At 73.6% G+C, this 13,481-nt stretch carries 14 protein-coding genes; 6 read left to right on the forward strand and 8 right to left on the reverse strand.

Going from position 1 to position 13,481, the window contains the following annotated elements; all coding sequences use genetic code 11:
- Nucleotides 1–167: 167 nt before the first annotated feature.
- Genes AC0B61_RS30565 through AC0B61_RS30575 form a run of 3 tightly spaced genes read right to left on the reverse strand, consistent with a single transcriptional unit; the run spans nucleotide 168 to nucleotide 2,927 of the window.
- Complete coding sequence (locus AC0B61_RS30565) at nucleotides 168–866, reverse strand: alpha/beta fold hydrolase (RefSeq protein ID WP_471744689.1); 699 nt, start codon at nucleotides 864–866, stop codon at nucleotides 168–170.
- A gap of 28 nt (nucleotides 867–894) precedes the next feature.
- Complete coding sequence (locus tag AC0B61_RS30570) at nucleotides 895–2,367, reverse strand: MFS transporter (RefSeq protein ID WP_471744691.1); 1,473 nt, start codon at nucleotides 2,365–2,367, stop codon at nucleotides 895–897.
- Nucleotides 2,364–2,927, reverse strand: a complete 564-nt coding sequence (locus AC0B61_RS30575) for a helix-turn-helix domain-containing protein (protein WP_471744693.1) — start codon at nucleotides 2,925–2,927, stop codon at nucleotides 2,364–2,366. The genes AC0B61_RS30570 and AC0B61_RS30575 overlap by 4 nt, the downstream gene beginning before the upstream one ends.
- Nucleotides 2,928–3,217: 290 nt before the next feature.
- Here AC0B61_RS30575 and AC0B61_RS30580 point away from each other — a divergent pair, with 290 nt between their 5' ends.
- Nucleotides 3,218–3,961, forward strand: coding sequence for a class I SAM-dependent methyltransferase (locus AC0B61_RS30580; protein WP_471744694.1), 744 nt, complete (start codon nucleotides 3,218–3,220; stop codon nucleotides 3,959–3,961).
- 163 nt (nucleotides 3,962–4,124) lie between these two features.
- Nucleotides 4,125–5,384 carry a DUF5685 family protein gene (locus AC0B61_RS30585; RefSeq protein WP_471744696.1) on the forward strand — a complete coding sequence of 420 codons (1,260 nt, stop codon included), beginning with the start codon at nucleotides 4,125–4,127 and terminating at the stop codon, nucleotides 5,382–5,384.
- Nucleotides 5,385–5,425: 41 nt separating this feature from the next.
- Here the strand turns inward: AC0B61_RS30585 and AC0B61_RS30590 are convergent, their stop codons facing one another.
- Complete coding sequence (locus AC0B61_RS30590) at nucleotides 5,426–5,572, reverse strand: hypothetical protein (protein ID WP_471744697.1); 147 nt, start codon at nucleotides 5,570–5,572, stop codon at nucleotides 5,426–5,428.
- Between the two features lie 194 nt (nucleotides 5,573–5,766).
- Here AC0B61_RS30590 and AC0B61_RS30595 point away from each other — a divergent pair, with 194 nt between their 5' ends.
- Nucleotides 5,767–7,005, forward strand: coding sequence for an alginate lyase family protein (locus tag AC0B61_RS30595; RefSeq protein WP_471744699.1), 1,239 nt, complete (start codon nucleotides 5,767–5,769; stop codon nucleotides 7,003–7,005).
- A gap of 83 nt (nucleotides 7,006–7,088) precedes the next feature.
- Here AC0B61_RS30595 and AC0B61_RS30600 read toward each other — a convergent pair whose 3' ends face one another.
- Nucleotides 7,089–7,652 carry a TetR/AcrR family transcriptional regulator gene (locus AC0B61_RS30600; RefSeq protein WP_471744701.1) on the reverse strand — a complete coding sequence of 188 codons (564 nt, stop codon included), beginning with the start codon at nucleotides 7,650–7,652 and terminating at the stop codon, nucleotides 7,089–7,091.
- Between the two features lie 103 nt (nucleotides 7,653–7,755).
- Here AC0B61_RS30600 and AC0B61_RS30605 point away from each other — a divergent pair, with 103 nt between their 5' ends.
- Nucleotides 7,756–8,235 (forward strand): nuclear transport factor 2 family protein, encoded by a 480-nt coding sequence (locus AC0B61_RS30605; protein WP_471744702.1) that lies wholly within the window; start codon nucleotides 7,756–7,758, stop codon nucleotides 8,233–8,235.
- Nucleotides 8,236–8,308: 73 nt separating this feature from the next.
- On the opposite strand, the gene AC0B61_RS30610 is transcribed toward AC0B61_RS30605, so the two are convergent.
- Nucleotides 8,309–8,707: a MarR family winged helix-turn-helix transcriptional regulator gene (locus AC0B61_RS30610; protein WP_471744704.1), complete on the reverse strand. Its 399-nt coding sequence runs from the start codon at nucleotides 8,705–8,707 to the stop codon at nucleotides 8,309–8,311.
- Between AC0B61_RS30610 and AC0B61_RS30615 the strand changes: the two genes are divergently transcribed.
- Nucleotides 8,675–9,826, forward strand: coding sequence for an MFS transporter (locus AC0B61_RS30615; RefSeq protein ID WP_471744706.1), 1,152 nt, complete (start codon nucleotides 8,675–8,677; stop codon nucleotides 9,824–9,826). The two genes, AC0B61_RS30610 and AC0B61_RS30615, sit on opposite strands and share 33 nt — an antisense overlap.
- 10 nt (nucleotides 9,827–9,836) lie before the next feature.
- Here AC0B61_RS30615 and AC0B61_RS30620 read toward each other — a convergent pair whose 3' ends face one another.
- Both AC0B61_RS30620 and AC0B61_RS30625 read right to left on the reverse strand, forming a co-directional pair.
- Nucleotides 9,837–10,730 carry an alkaline phosphatase family protein gene (locus AC0B61_RS30620; protein WP_471744707.1) on the reverse strand — a complete coding sequence of 298 codons (894 nt, stop codon included), beginning with the start codon at nucleotides 10,728–10,730 and terminating at the stop codon, nucleotides 9,837–9,839.
- 101 nt (nucleotides 10,731–10,831) lie between these two features.
- Nucleotides 10,832–11,827: a phospholipase D-like domain-containing protein gene (locus tag AC0B61_RS30625; protein ID WP_471744709.1), complete on the reverse strand. Its 996-nt coding sequence runs from the start codon at nucleotides 11,825–11,827 to the stop codon at nucleotides 10,832–10,834.
- Nucleotides 11,828–12,133: 306 nt separating this feature from the next.
- Here AC0B61_RS30625 and AC0B61_RS30630 point away from each other — a divergent pair, with 306 nt between their 5' ends.
- The gene (locus AC0B61_RS30630; RefSeq protein WP_471744711.1) at nucleotides 12,134–13,429 is read left to right on the forward strand and encodes a serine hydrolase domain-containing protein; all 1,296 of its coding nucleotides are present in this window, start codon (nucleotides 12,134–12,136) and stop codon (nucleotides 13,427–13,429) included.
- Nucleotides 13,430–13,481 lie beyond the last annotated feature (52 nt).

Here is a 13,481-nt window from a genome sequence, read left to right on the forward strand (position 1 = left end):
CTGGACCCTCACCCCCACCACCGCATAACGACAGAGGGGCATCCCCACCCGGGGACACCCCTCCACCAACAACAAGATCTTCAGGAGACTTCTAGGCACGCCGGCCGCGGCTGCGGCACTGGCTCCGCCAGTCACACGGCCAGTGGCTCCGCCCGTCGCCCCACCGGTCACACCGGCAGGGGCTCCGCCAGGAACGGCGCCACCGCGGCGACGAACTCCTCGGGCCGGGCACCGTGCACCAGGTGCCCGGCCTCGACGGTGACCAGGCGGCAGTCCGGGATCAGCCGGGCGAGTTCGGCGATCCGCTCCTGGGGGACGGAGCTGGCCGGGCCGCCCGCGACCGCCAGGGTGCGGGCGGTGATCCTCGCCAGCCCGTCCCGCCAGGCCGGGTCGGGGTTGTCCAACTGGGCCTTGACGGCCCGGACCATCGCCCAGTCGAAGTGGACGTCCTCGTCCGGGTCGTCCGGCACCGCACTGGCGGGGCGCGGGTACAGCGCGGGGATCTCCTCCAGGACCAGCCGGCCGATCCGCCGCGGTGCGGCCTGGGCGAGGAGGCAGGCGACGGCGCCGCCCATCGAGTGGCCGACGAGGTCGACGCGGTCCAGTCCGAGGGCGTCGAGGAAGGCCAGCACGTCGTCCCGCATCTCCTCCAGGCCGTACCGGGCGGGCCGGCCGCTGTCGCCGTGGCCGCGCAGGTCGAGGGCGTACACCCGGTGGCCGGGGGCGAGGTCGGGGAGCACGGTGTCCCAGTCGGAGGCGCGCTCGCCGAGGGCGTGCAGGAGCACCAGCGGCGGGCCGTCGGGGCATCCGCTCTCGCGGTAGGCGAGCACCGTCTCGGGCAGGTCCACGGTCTTTACGTCGATCATGGTGACCACCGTACGCGCCGACGACCCGTCAGCGGACGGGTGTTCGCCCTCGGCTCAGCGCCGCGGGCTCGTCCTCGCGCTGCTCCCGGCCCGTGGCGCGGCCGGCCAGGACGGAGGCCAGGACGGCGAGTCCGGCCACCGCCGCGCACACCAGGCTCGTGGTGAGGTAGGCGGAGCGGTGCCCGCCGCCGCCGGCGGTCTGCCGCAGGTAGACGCCGGACAGCGCCGAGACGGCGACGGCTGCCGCGATCCGCTGCGCCATCTGCAGGATCGCCCCGCTCACCCCGGCCGCCTCGGCGGGTGCGTGGCGCAGCACGTAGGCCTGGTTGGTGGAGCCCATCAGACCGATCGAGGCGCCGCCGAGGAACTGCAGCAGCGCCAGCAGCCAGGGCAGCGCGGCGGCGGGCGCCCCGTGCGCGAGGAGTCCGCTCGCCAGCATGGTCAGCGCGGAGCCGGCCATGCCGACGGTGACGGTGCGTCGGCCGAAGCGCTGGACGACCCGCCAGGCCAGCGCCGAGGCGACGCCCATGGCCACGGCCGAGGGCAGCGCGACCAGCGCGGCGCCCATCGGGGACAGCCCGAGGCCGTCCTGGAGGAACATGGTCAGCACCAGCGAAGCCGCGAGCGAGGCGCCGAACTGGGCCATCGCCGTCGCCGTGCCGAGCGCGTACGGGGCGGAGCGGGTGAGCGCCGGGTGGATCAGCGGATGGCCGCCGGTGCGGGCGTAGCGCCGCTGCCACCAGGCGAGCGCGCCGAGCAGCAGGAGCGCCGCGACGGCGAAGGCCAGCCAGCCGGTCCAGCCGGGCGGCCGGACGAAGGGCAGCATCAGGGCGAGGGTGAGCGCGCCGACCAGCAGCAGGCCGACCAGGTCGAGGTCGGCGTGCCTGGTCCTGGGGCGGGGCCTGGGGAGGTGGCGGGCCGCCAGGGCGACGGTGGCCAGGCCGAAGGGCACGTTGAGCAGGAAGGTGAGTCGCCAGCCGTGCTCGGGGCCCGCCGCCGCGAGCACCGCGCCGCCGATCGGCGGTCCGAGGGCGAAGGCCAGGCCGCCGGTGACGGCGTACATGCCGAGGGCGCGGGCCCGGAGTTGGCCCTCGAAGACGTCCTGGAGGGTGCCGATCATCTGGGAGTTGACCAGGCCCGCGCCCGCGCCCTGGAGCAGCCGGGCGGCGATCAGCACCCCGGGCTCGGTGGCGGTCGCGGAGACCAGGCTGACCAGGGTGAAGAGGGCGAGCCCGGTGACGAAGTACCACTTGCGGCCCTTGACGTCGCCGAGCCGGCCGCCGGGGATCAGCGCGAGGCCGAAGGCCAGCGAGTAGCCCGCCACGATCCACTGGAGGTCGGCGGGCCGGGCGTGCAGGCTCTCCCGCAGGGCGGGGACGGAGGTGTTGAGGACGGACTGGTCGAGCAGGGTGGTGAAACCGCCCGCGACGCAGACCAGCAGGACGCGGCGCCCGGCGGCGTCGAAGCGCTCCTTCGTCATCGGGCCGGTGGCGGCGCTCACTGCTCGACCACCACCAGCGCGTATCGGGCCTCGCCGGGGCCGAGGCTGCGGAAGCGGCTCGCCCCGGAGACGTAGCGCAGGCAGTCGCCGGGGCAGAGCCGCTGCGCCTCGCCGTCCACGGTCAGCTCCAACCGCCCTTCGAACAGCCAGAGGTGGTGCTCCCGGCCGGGCACGCAGACCCGGTCGTAGGCGATGTCGGCGCCGGCCGGCAGCCGGCCCTCGACGATCTCCGCCCGCAGCGAGCCGTGCGGCGGCGAGACCGACCGGCGGACGAACCCGGTCGTCCCGTCCCGCCACACCTGCTGCTCCCCGGCCCGCACCAGCGGCGCCGGGCCCGCCTCCACCTCCGCGAGCAGCCGCGACATCGTCCGCCCGTACACGGCGCACAGTCGGCCGAGCAGCGCGGCCGTCGGGCTGACCTCCGCCCGCTCCACCCGCGACAGCGTCGACCGGCTGACCTCCGCCTGTCGCGCCAACTCCTCCAGCGTCCAGCCGCGTTCGAGCCTCAGCTCGGCGAGCCGCTGTGCCAGCCGCTCGTCGGCGGCCGTGTCGATTCCCATATTCGCGATGCTATCCCGGATACGGGAATCGTTCGCCGGAATTTCGGCGGCACCCCGACCGGGCCGTCCGGTCGCGTGTCCGGCGGCCCGTGCGGCCCTCCGTGCAGCCCTCCGTGCAGCCCTCCGTACGGCCCTCCGTCCGCCGGGCCCGGACGGCGGGGATCTTTGTGGCTTCCGCCAGTACGACGCCCTGCCGGCCGTGGGGTTGACTGCCCGACAGAGGCTGCGGCGCACCGGGGAGTTCCCTCCGGGCGGAGCCGCAGCCACGGCCGCGACGGGAGGACCACACGGTGGGTGTGCAGCAGTACGACGAGATCGGTGAGGCGTTCGAGGGGTTCAAGTCCCTGCCGTTGATGCGGTACGGCGAGGTGCCGAGCTTCCTGGGCATGGTCGGGGACGTCAGCGGAAGGTCGGTCCTCGACCTGGCCTGCGGCACCGGCTTCTACAGCAGGGAGCTCAAGCGGCGCGGCGCCACGGACGTCCTCGGGGTCGACATCTCCGTCGAGATGGTCGCCGCGGCCCGGGAGTTCGAGCGGCGCGAGCCGATGGGCGTGCGGTACGAGGTCGGGGACGTCGCCGAACTGCGGCCCTTCGCCCGGCGCTTCGACGTCGCACTGGGCGTGCAGTGCCTCAACTACGCCGAGGACATCGCGACGATGGAGCGGATGTGCCGCGCCGTCCACCGGAGCCTGGTGCCGGGCGGGGAGTTCTTCGTGCTCGCCCAGAACCCCGACTACCGGTTCGACTGTCCGTCCCTGGAGGCGTACGGGTTCCGCTGCGAGCCGACCGGCGAGGAGGTCGAGACGGGCCCGCGGGTGCGGATCACCGCCCTCCTCGACCCGCAGCCGATCAGCATCGTCACCACCGCCCCGCGCCGCGAGGTCCTCGAGGGCAGCCTGCGGGCGGCCGGGTTCGGCGAGTTGGAGTGGGTGCCGCTGCAGGTGTCCGAGGCCGGCTTCCGCGCGTTCGGTGCGGACTTCTGGGCGGACCTGTTCGCGCACCCCCCGCTGGAGTTGCTGCGCTGCCGCGCCTGACGACCGGTCGGGCACTCCGGCGACACGACCGTCCCCCGTGCGGAACCGGCCCTCCAGCCCAGGAGTCTCCTGACTGGGGAGGGCTCGGCCCCGGCGCGCCACTGATCATATGATGTGCGGCGAATCGCGGCCGGTCAGCGGCCGCAGGGCGAGGGGGACGATCGTGTTCGGCATCATCCGACCGTGTAGGCACCGGCTGTCCGAACGGTTGCAGACCTCCTGGATGGCCCACCTGTGCGGGCTCTGCCTCGCACTGCGCGACGACCACGGACAGCTCGCCAGGACCGCCACCAACTACGACGGCCTGATCATCTCCGTCCTGGTCGAGGCCCAAGCCGCCCGGGAGGACTCCTCCTGGCGGCGCACCGCCGGGCCCTGCCCGCTGCGCGGCATGCGGACCGCCTCCGTCGCCAAGGGCGAGGGCGCCCGGCTCGCCGCCGCCGTCTCGCTCACCCTCGCCTCGGTGAAGATCCGCGACCACGTCGAGGACCGCGACGGCGTCTTCGCCCGCCGGCCCGTCGCCGCCGGGGCCCGCGCGGTCACCCGGCGCTGGGACCGGCGGAGCGCGGGCAGCGCCTCGGCCGTCGGCTTCGACACCGGCGTCCTACTCGAAGCGGCCTCCCGGCAGGGCGGACTGGAACGATCGCTGCGGCCCGGCGGATCCGTCCTGCTGGTCACCGAGCCCACCGAGACCGCCACCTCCGCCGCCTTCGCCCACACCGCCGTGATCGCCGGACGCCCCGGCAACGCCGCCCCGCTCGCCGAGGCCGGGCGACTGTTCGGCCGTCTCGCCCACCTCCTCGACGCCGCCGAGGACCAGGCCGCCGACGCCGCCTCCGGCGCCTGGAACCCGCTGACCGCCACCGGCACCGACCGCGCCGAGGCCGAACGGCTCTGCCGCGACGCCGTCCACGGCATCCGGCTCGCACTGCGCGAGGCCGAACTGACCGACCGCGCGCTCGTCCACGTCCTGCTCGCACACGACACGGAGCGCGCCGTGGACCGGGTCTTCGGAGCCCGGCACGCGGCCGAGTGCCGCACGACGGGCGCCGCGCACGGCCCCGGGGGCGAGCACCCGCATGACGCGCCGCCGCGCCAGGCGCCGCCCGGCCAGCACCCGGGCCAGGCGACGATCCCCCCGTGGGTGCCGCAGGGCCCCGGCTTCACCCCGCCCGGCGCGAAGCCGCCGCGCCCGCGCAACCTGCTCGCCGGGTGCGCGGTGTGGGCGCTGATGGCCTGCACCTGCCAGCTGCTCTGCTGCGACCACAACGACCCGTTCAGCCGCCAGCGCCGCGAGGGCTTCTGCCAGCGGAACGACTGCTGCGACTGCTGCGACCCGAGCTGCGGCGACTGCTGCCAGTGCTGCCAGTGCTGCGACGGGTGCGACTGCTGCAGTGGCTGCGACTGCGGGTGCGACTGCTGACGTCGCGTCAGTGTCGCTGGGCCGTCGGCGCTTCAGGCCCGTCACCGCTGCGGGTCCGTCACCGCCTCCCGATCCGCCACCAGCGATTGCTCCAACCTCGCCAGCAACTGCCGGAACCTGTCGGCGTCCTGCTCCGTCATCCGCCCCTCGGGCACCGTTCCCGACCGCTCGGCCACTCCGTCGTCCATGCCCCGACCCTAGGCGGAGACGATCAATGCCCGATAAACGCACCGGGCGCAGCCGTCACGGGCGCACCATCCGCACCGCGCACCGCTTGGCGGGTCCGGGAGTCGGTGGTTCAATGCGTATCGTTAGGAAGGTTTCCTAACGTGCAGTCAAAGGCCGGAGCACGCCCCCCTCCCACCGAGAGGACGACTTCCCCATGGGCCGTAGCACCACCAGGACACTGATCGCCGGGGCGGCGCTCGTCGCCCTCATGCTGCCGCTCGCCTCCGCGCCTGCGGACGCCACCGGACCCGCCGGCGGACCCACCACCCGACCCTCTGCCGGACCCGCTGCCGACCACCCCCGCCAGGCCGCCTTCCAGCACCCCGGCGTACTGGTCGGCGCCCAGCAGATCGCCTTCGCCAAGAGCAAGGTCGACGCCGGCACCGAGCCCTGGAAGTCCGCGTACGCCGACCTGCTGGCGAGCAAGTACGCCTCGCCGGGCTGGAAGCCCAAACCGCGCGCGACCGTCGAGTGCGGCTCCAGCTCGAACCCGAACAACGGCTGCTCCGACGAACGCGACGACTCGATGGCCGCGTACGCCCAGGCCCTGCAGTGGGTGCTGACCCGCGACACCCGCCACGCCGAGAAGGCGATCCAGATCATGGACGCCTGGTCGGCCGTCATCAAGGAGCACACCAACAGCAACGCCCCGCTGCAGACCGGCTGGGCGGGCAACAACTGGGCCCGCGCCGCCGAACTGGTCCGCCACACCGGTGCGGGCTGGCCGACCGCCTCGGCGAACCGCTTCGCCACCATGCTGCGCACCGTCTACGTGCCGGAGCTCACCCCCGGCAGCCCGCGCAAGAACGGCAACTGGGAACTGATCCAGACCGACGCCCTGATGGGCATCGCGGTCTTCCTGGACGACCACGGCCTCTTCGACCAGGCCGCCGACCTGTGGCGCAAGCGCCTGCCCGCGTACGTCTACCTCTCCACCGACGGCGCACTCCCGGTGCCGCCGCCGCGTGCCGGGATCGCGGGCCGGTCGGCGCTGGTCACGTACTGGAACGGCCAGTCCACCTTCGTGGACGGGCTGGCGCAGGAGACCTGCCGGGACTTCGGCCACACCGGCTGGGGTTTGGAAGCGGCCGCCCAGACTGCGGAGACCGCCCGGCTGCAGGGCCTCGACCTGTGGGGCGAGGGGCGCCAACGGCTGGTCAGGGCACTGGAGTTCCACACCGCGTACGAGAACGGCGCGAAGGTGCCCGACTGGCTGTGCGGGGGCTCGGTGAAGACCGGCCTCGGCCCCGCCGTGCAGCTCGCGTACGACGAGTACCACCTGCGCGAGGGCATCGCGATGCCGCAGACCGAGAAGTACGTGGCCGCCCACAGCCCGTTCGGGGCGGACTACTTCATCGGCTGGGAGACGCTGACCCACACCGACGCGCCCTGAGCGGTGACTGCTCCGGCTCCTCACCGAGGCCAGCCTTCCGTCCGCAGAGCAGGCGTTCCGGGAACCACGCCCCCTGACCGTGACTATCCGGCCGGCGCGGCGTCCAGCAGCAGCCGGGCGGCGTCCTTGGCGTCGACGGCGGCCGTCGGGTCGCCGTGGACGGCGGCGGTGGTGATGGCACCCTCGGCGAGCAGCGTCAGGTGGACGGCCGTGGCGGGCGGGGCGCCGGCGGCCTCGGCCAGGCCCGCGAGGTAGCCGCCGAACTGCTCCTTGTGGTGCCGGGCGGCGGCCACGACGGCCGGCGTGGTGGCGCCCAGTTCGCCGAGGGAGTTGACGAACGCGCAGCCCCGGAAGCCCGGTTCGGCGAACCACCGGCCGAGCCAGTCGAACACCGCGAGCACCTGCTCCCGGGGCGTGCCGCCGGTGCGCGAGACGTACACGGCGAGACTCGCCCGCCAGCGGCCGTCGCGGCGCAGCAGGTAGGCCTCGACCAGGTCGCTCTTGGACGGGAAGTGCTGGTACAAGCGGCGCATCGTCATGCCGGAGGCGGCTCGGACGGCGTCCATGCCGACCGACTGGATGCCCTGCCCGTAGAACAGTTCCTCGGCCGCGTCGAGGATGCGGGCCCGCGGGTCTTCGTGCTCCATCTGCCGTGCCCTTTGCGCGAGAACGATAGTTCTCCTATCGTAGCCAGCGAAGTGAGAACGCTCGTTCTCACGAGCGGAACGCCCATTCCCGAGGAGTCCACGCATGGCCGAACAGCGCGACGGACAGCGCCCGCCCCTGCCCCCGTTCACCGAGCAGACCGCCCGGCAGAAGGTCCGGGCCGCCGAGGACGCCTGGAACACCCGCGACCCGAAGCGCGTCGCCCTCGCGTACACGCCCGACAGCCGCTGGCGCAACCGCGCCGAGTTCCTCACCGGCCGCGAGGCGATCGCCGACTTCCTCACCCGCAAGTGGCGCCGCGAACTCGACTACCGCCTGATCAAGGAGCTCTGGGCCTACGACGGCGACCGGATCGCCGTCCGCTTCGCCTACGAGTGGCACGACGACGGCCGGTGGTACCGCTCCTACGGCAACGAGAACTGGGAGTTCGCCCCGGACGGCCTGATGGCCCGGCGGCATGCCTCCATCAACGACCTGCCGATCGCCCCCGGGGAGCGCCTGTTCCACTGGCCGCCCGGCCGCCGCCCCGACGACCACCCGGGGCTCACCGAGCTCGGCCTCTGACGACCACACCGGGGACGGACCGGCGGACCCGGCGGACCGGGAACACAGGGGCTGGCCCGCCGGGTCGACCCCGTCAGCGGGCGGCGGGACGCTGCTTCTCCGCCTCCTGGACCAGCATCACCTTCCGCAGCAGCCCGGACAGCACCCGCCGTTCCTCCTCCGACAGCACGCCCAGCAGCCGCCACTCCTCGCGGCCGACCACGTCGAGGGCTTCCTGCCAGGCGGCACGCCCGGCGTCCGTGAGGACGATGTCGACCTTCCGGCGGTCCTCCGTCGAGGGGGTGCGCACGACAAAGCCCCGCCGCTCCAGGGCCTCCAGCCGGCCGCTGATCGACGCCGGGGCGAGGTTGAGGTCGGCGCGGAGGTCGGAGGGGGCGGCGTGGCCTCCCCGGCCGGCGAGGACGCGCTCACCACCGACGTCGTCCGGGCCGTCGCCCAGGTGCTCGTCGGCCTGGAACTGCTCGGCGGGCACCCCGGCCTGACACCCATCGCGATCGCCTCGGCCGTCGGAGGCATCGCCTCCGCCTTCGCCATGCCCACCGCCTCGCCGCTGATCGCGGCCGTCGTCCCGAGCGAGACGCGGCTACGGGCCAACGCGCTGCTCGGCACCGCCACCGGCGCCGCCCGCCTCGGCGGCCCGGCCCTCGCCGGAGTACTGGTGTACACCGCCGGGCCCGGCTGGGCGTTCGTCCTGGACGGCGCGTCGTTCGTGCTGAGCGCGGCGCTGCTCACCCGGCTCACCGTCCGGCGCGCCCCCGTCGACCACGCTCCTGTCAGCCACGCCCCCGGCAGTGACGATCCCGACGCCCACGCCCCCACCGGACCGCGCTCGCTGCGCCGGGACCTCGCCGAGGGCTGGAGCGAAGTGCGCTCCCGCGACTGGTACTGGACCAGCCTGATCGCCCACGGGGTGTGGAACGGCGCGAGCGCGGTGCTGCTCACCCTCGGGCCGCTGATCGCCGCCACCCGCCTGGGCGGCGACGGCGCCTGGGTCGCGCTGACCCAGGCCGGGGCGATCGGCCTGCTGGTCGGCTCGTTGCTCGCCGGGCGGCTCCGGCCGCGCCGCCCGGTGCTGGTCGGCAACCTCGCTCTGGCGCTGTACGGGCTGCCGCTGCTCGCTCTCGCCGTCCCGACGCCTGCGCCGGTCGCCGTGGCCGCGCAGGCGGTGGCGATGGCCGGACTGGGCTTCCTGAACCCGGTGTGGCAGACGGTGGTCCAGCAGGACATCCCGGCCGGGGCGCTGGCCCGGGTCACCTCGTACGACTGGCTGCTCTCGCTGGCCGCCGCCCCGCTCGGGTACGTCCTGGCGCCGCTGGCCGCCGACGCCTGGGGCAGCCGGGTGCCGCTGCTGGCGGCCGCCGCGCTGGTGACGCTGGTCTGCGCGGGCACGGCGGCGGTGCCCGGGGTCCGCCGCCACGGCGCGCGGCCCGCCACCGCCCCCGAACCCGCAGCCGTACCCGCCGCAGCACCCGCCGCAGCACCCGCCGCAGCACCCGCCGCAGCACCCGCCGCAGCACCCGCCGCAGCACCCGGGCCGGTGGCCGAGCGGCCACCGGCCCGGGCTCAGGCGCGGGCTCGGGTCAAGCCCTGATCGCTGCGGCTCAGTTCCAGATGCCGGTGATGTCACTCGCGGAGGCCGCGTTGCCCGCGTGGCCGGTCGCCCCGGCCAGGTCCTCCACGGTGCGCAGCACGCTGTAGTGGTTGTAGGTGGTGGCGGAGCTGCTGCCGGGCGTCACGTGGGCGCCGTAGACGACGGTCGGGATCCGGTTGCCGGACAGCTTGTTGTCCTCGTCGAAGGTGACGATCAGCAGGCTGTTGTGGCTCTGCGCCCAGGTGGCGTAGGCGCCGAGGTTGTTCTTGACCCAGGTGTCGCCGGTGCCGACCGAGCAGTCGTGCATGTCGCTGCAGAGGTTCGGCACGACGAAGGAGACGTTCGGCAGGGTGCTGTAGTCGGTCGGGAACTGCGCGAAGGTCTTGGCCGAGCTGAGCGGCACGTTGCCGAAGCCGAACCACGGGTTGTGCTTCTGCGCGTAGTTGCCGCTGCTGCAGACGGTGCTGCCCTGGCTGGGCAGGGACTCGTTGTAGCTGGCCCAGGTCTTGCCGGCGGCGATGACCTCGGAGGCGAGGTTGGCGCTCTGGAAGCCCCCGACCGTCACGCAGCTGTCGTCGACGCGGCCCTGGGTGGAGCCTGAGAACAGCGCGTAGTAGTTCGGCTCGCTGGGGTGGGTGATGCCGTAGGACTGGGTGAGGTTGGCGCCGCCCGCCTTCAGCGTGTTGAGGTACGGGGCGCTGCTGCTGCCGATGACCTGGGTGTAGGCGTGGTTCTCCATCACCACGACCACGATGTGGTCGGGCGTGGGCAGGGTGGCCGCCTGGGCGGTGGAGGCGGTCGCCGCCCACAGGCCGGCGGAGGCGGCGACGAGGGCGACGGCGGAGCCGATCGCGGTCGCCGTGCGGCGGGAGCGGGGGTTCAGGGGCTTCGTGGACGAAGTCATGACAAGTCCTAGGGTAGAGAACGGCCCGGTGGGCTGCTCGGGGACGGGTCGGAGACGGTCGGATCAGGACGGTCAGGCAGGAGACGCGCTGCGCCGCCGCCCTAGTAGGGCGTGCCGTTGGCGAAGTCGCCGGCGACGGTGGACTCGATCGTGCCGACCACCCCGGCGTCGGTGGTGATCAGGCCCAGCTCGCGGTTGTGGTTCAGCGAGTTGTCGGAGAAGTTCTCCGAACCGGCGAACGCCTTGGCCGCCGCCGTCCCGTAGTCGGCGACGATCACCTTGGCGTGGACGTACAGGCCGGTGGTCGAGGAGTAGGTGGCGACCCTGCCGCCGGCCGAGGTCACCTGGTCGAAGGAGTCGGCGTACGAGCCCGGGTCCATGCCGACCACGCGCACGGTGACGCCGCGCGCGGCCGCCGCCGCGACGGCGTCCACCAGCGCCGGGTCGCCGAACTCCAGCTGCTCCAGGTCGAGGCTGGTCCGCGCGCCGTTGATCAGGGCCAGCAGCCGGGACTGCGAGTCGGTGGGCGACCAGACCAGGTTGTCGCCGTCGGTGGGCGTGATCGCGGTCTTGGCGTAGTCGGCGGCGAAGACCCGCTCGATCGCGGCGACGTCGTTGGCGTCGGTGTCGACGACGCCGTAGTCGCGGTCGTTCGCGTAGTAGCCGGAGTCCAGGTTGCCGGTCATGATCAGCGACGTGGCGCCGTCCACGGTGACGGTCTTCTGGTGGGTGTAGACGAACGCCGAGGAGGAGTACGTCACACCGGCCCCGGCGGCCCGGAGCGTCGAGTAGGCCGAGCCGTTGACCGAGGTGTGCGCACCGTCCAGGATCACCCGGACCTTGACGCCCGCCCGCTGACGGGCGACCAGGGCGTTGACGGCGGGGGTGTCGCGCAGCTCGTACATGGTGACGTCGACGGACCGGGTCGCGGAGTTGATGAGGTTGTAGACGACGGTGTGGTCCTGGTCGGGGAAGACGACCGCCGTGTACGTGCCGGAGGCCGTGGTGGCGGCGTGGGCGTTCGCGGCCGGCGGTATCAGGGCGGCGGTGGCGAGCAGCAGGGCGCCGGCGCGGCGCGTCAGGGAGGCCAGGGGCATGGGGAAGCTCCATGGTCGGCGACGGGAAGCTGGTGGGGCGGCGGGGAAGCCGGTGCGGGGCGCTGTGAGGGAACGTGCGGGGAGCGGCCCGAACAGCATGGGCTGCGGCCGTCGACGCGGGTAGACGACAGCAGGTAAAACCTTGGCCCCGGAGCGGGAAACGAACGGTGCGGCCGTCGGGCCGGCGCACGCAACGGACGATGCGGGCGAATCGGTTCACGTTGCCATCGGCCGCCCCGGACGGTGATAGTGATCTTCCATCGACGCGGTCCGACGCCGCGTCAGCTCACGAGAGAACCGAGGATCATGGCGAAGATCAGCCTTCTGCGTCCGCTCGCGGTGGCCGCCGCGGGAGTCGTGCTGGTGGCGACCGGTGCCACCCAGGCCGTGGCCGCCGGCCAGAGCGCCGCCGCCGCGCCCGCCTCCGACATCGCCGGCGTGCTCGCCGCCCTGCAGGCCACCACGGGCGCCGGCGCCCCCGGCGCCTTCGCGGTGATCCGCAACCACGGCGACCAGGAGGACGCCCGCTCGCTGACCGTCGGCAAGGCCGACCTCGACGGGACTCCGATGAACTCCTCGTGGAGGTTCCGGGTCGGCAGCAACAGCAAGATGTTCACCTCCGTTCTCGTGATGCAGCTGGCGGAGGAGGGCCGGATCGACCTCGACAAGCCCCTGCGCGACTACCTGCCGGACGGCACCCTGCCGGACGACTGGACGATGACGGGCCGCCAGGTCATGGAGCACCGGGCGGGCATCTACGACCACACCAACGACCTGCTGGAGCAGGCCGGCGAGGAGACCACCAGCGCGTTCGAGGCGCGCATCCGCACCAAGGCGTACGACCCGCGCGACCTGGTGGCGATGTCGGTCAAGCACGGCGTGCAGTACACCCCCGGCAGCCGCTACTCGTACTCCAACACCGACTTCGTGCTGCTGGGCCTGGCGGTCGAGAACCTCACCGGCCGGCCGTACCCGGAGGTGCTGAACGACCGGATCATCCGGCCGCTCGGCCTGCGCAAGACCTCCTTCGTGGTGCCCGACCAGAAGATCCGCGGCGCCCACGTCACCGGCTACCTCACCAACGACGACCGCAGCAAGCCCCTGCTGGACTCCACCGAGCAGACCGGCTCCTGGGTGTGGAGCGCCGGGGCCGTCATCTCCAGCGCCGAGGACCTCGACCGCTTCCTCTCCGCCCTGGTGGCCGGCAGCTCCGGCGGGCTGGTCTCGGACGCGTCGCTGCAGCAGATGACCGCCGCCCTGCCCACGCCCACCGCGAAGATCTCGTACGGCCTGGGCCTGCGCCGCATCTCGCTCTCCTGCGGGGACGTGTTCGGCCACGGCGGCATCGTGCAGGGCTACCAGACCCAGTCGTTCGCGACCCCGGACGGGCGGCGCAGCGTGGTGGTCTTCGCCAACGCTTCCAACAACGGCGCGGTCACCCAGGGCCTGATGAACGCGCTGGAGCCGGCCTTCTGCGGCAAGAAGCCGGCGGTCGCGCCGCGCACGGCCTTCGCGCCGGGTGCGGACGTCCGGAGCACGGGCACCGCGGACGAGTCGGCCGTCCCGGACCAGCTGCCCGTGGTGGAGGACACCCGGATCTGATCCGCGATCCCCGCACGTGCGTGCCCGCTCCCGGCCCGGCCGGCGGCGGGCA

It is taken from the genome of Kitasatospora sp. NPDC023385, assembly GCF_055664045.1.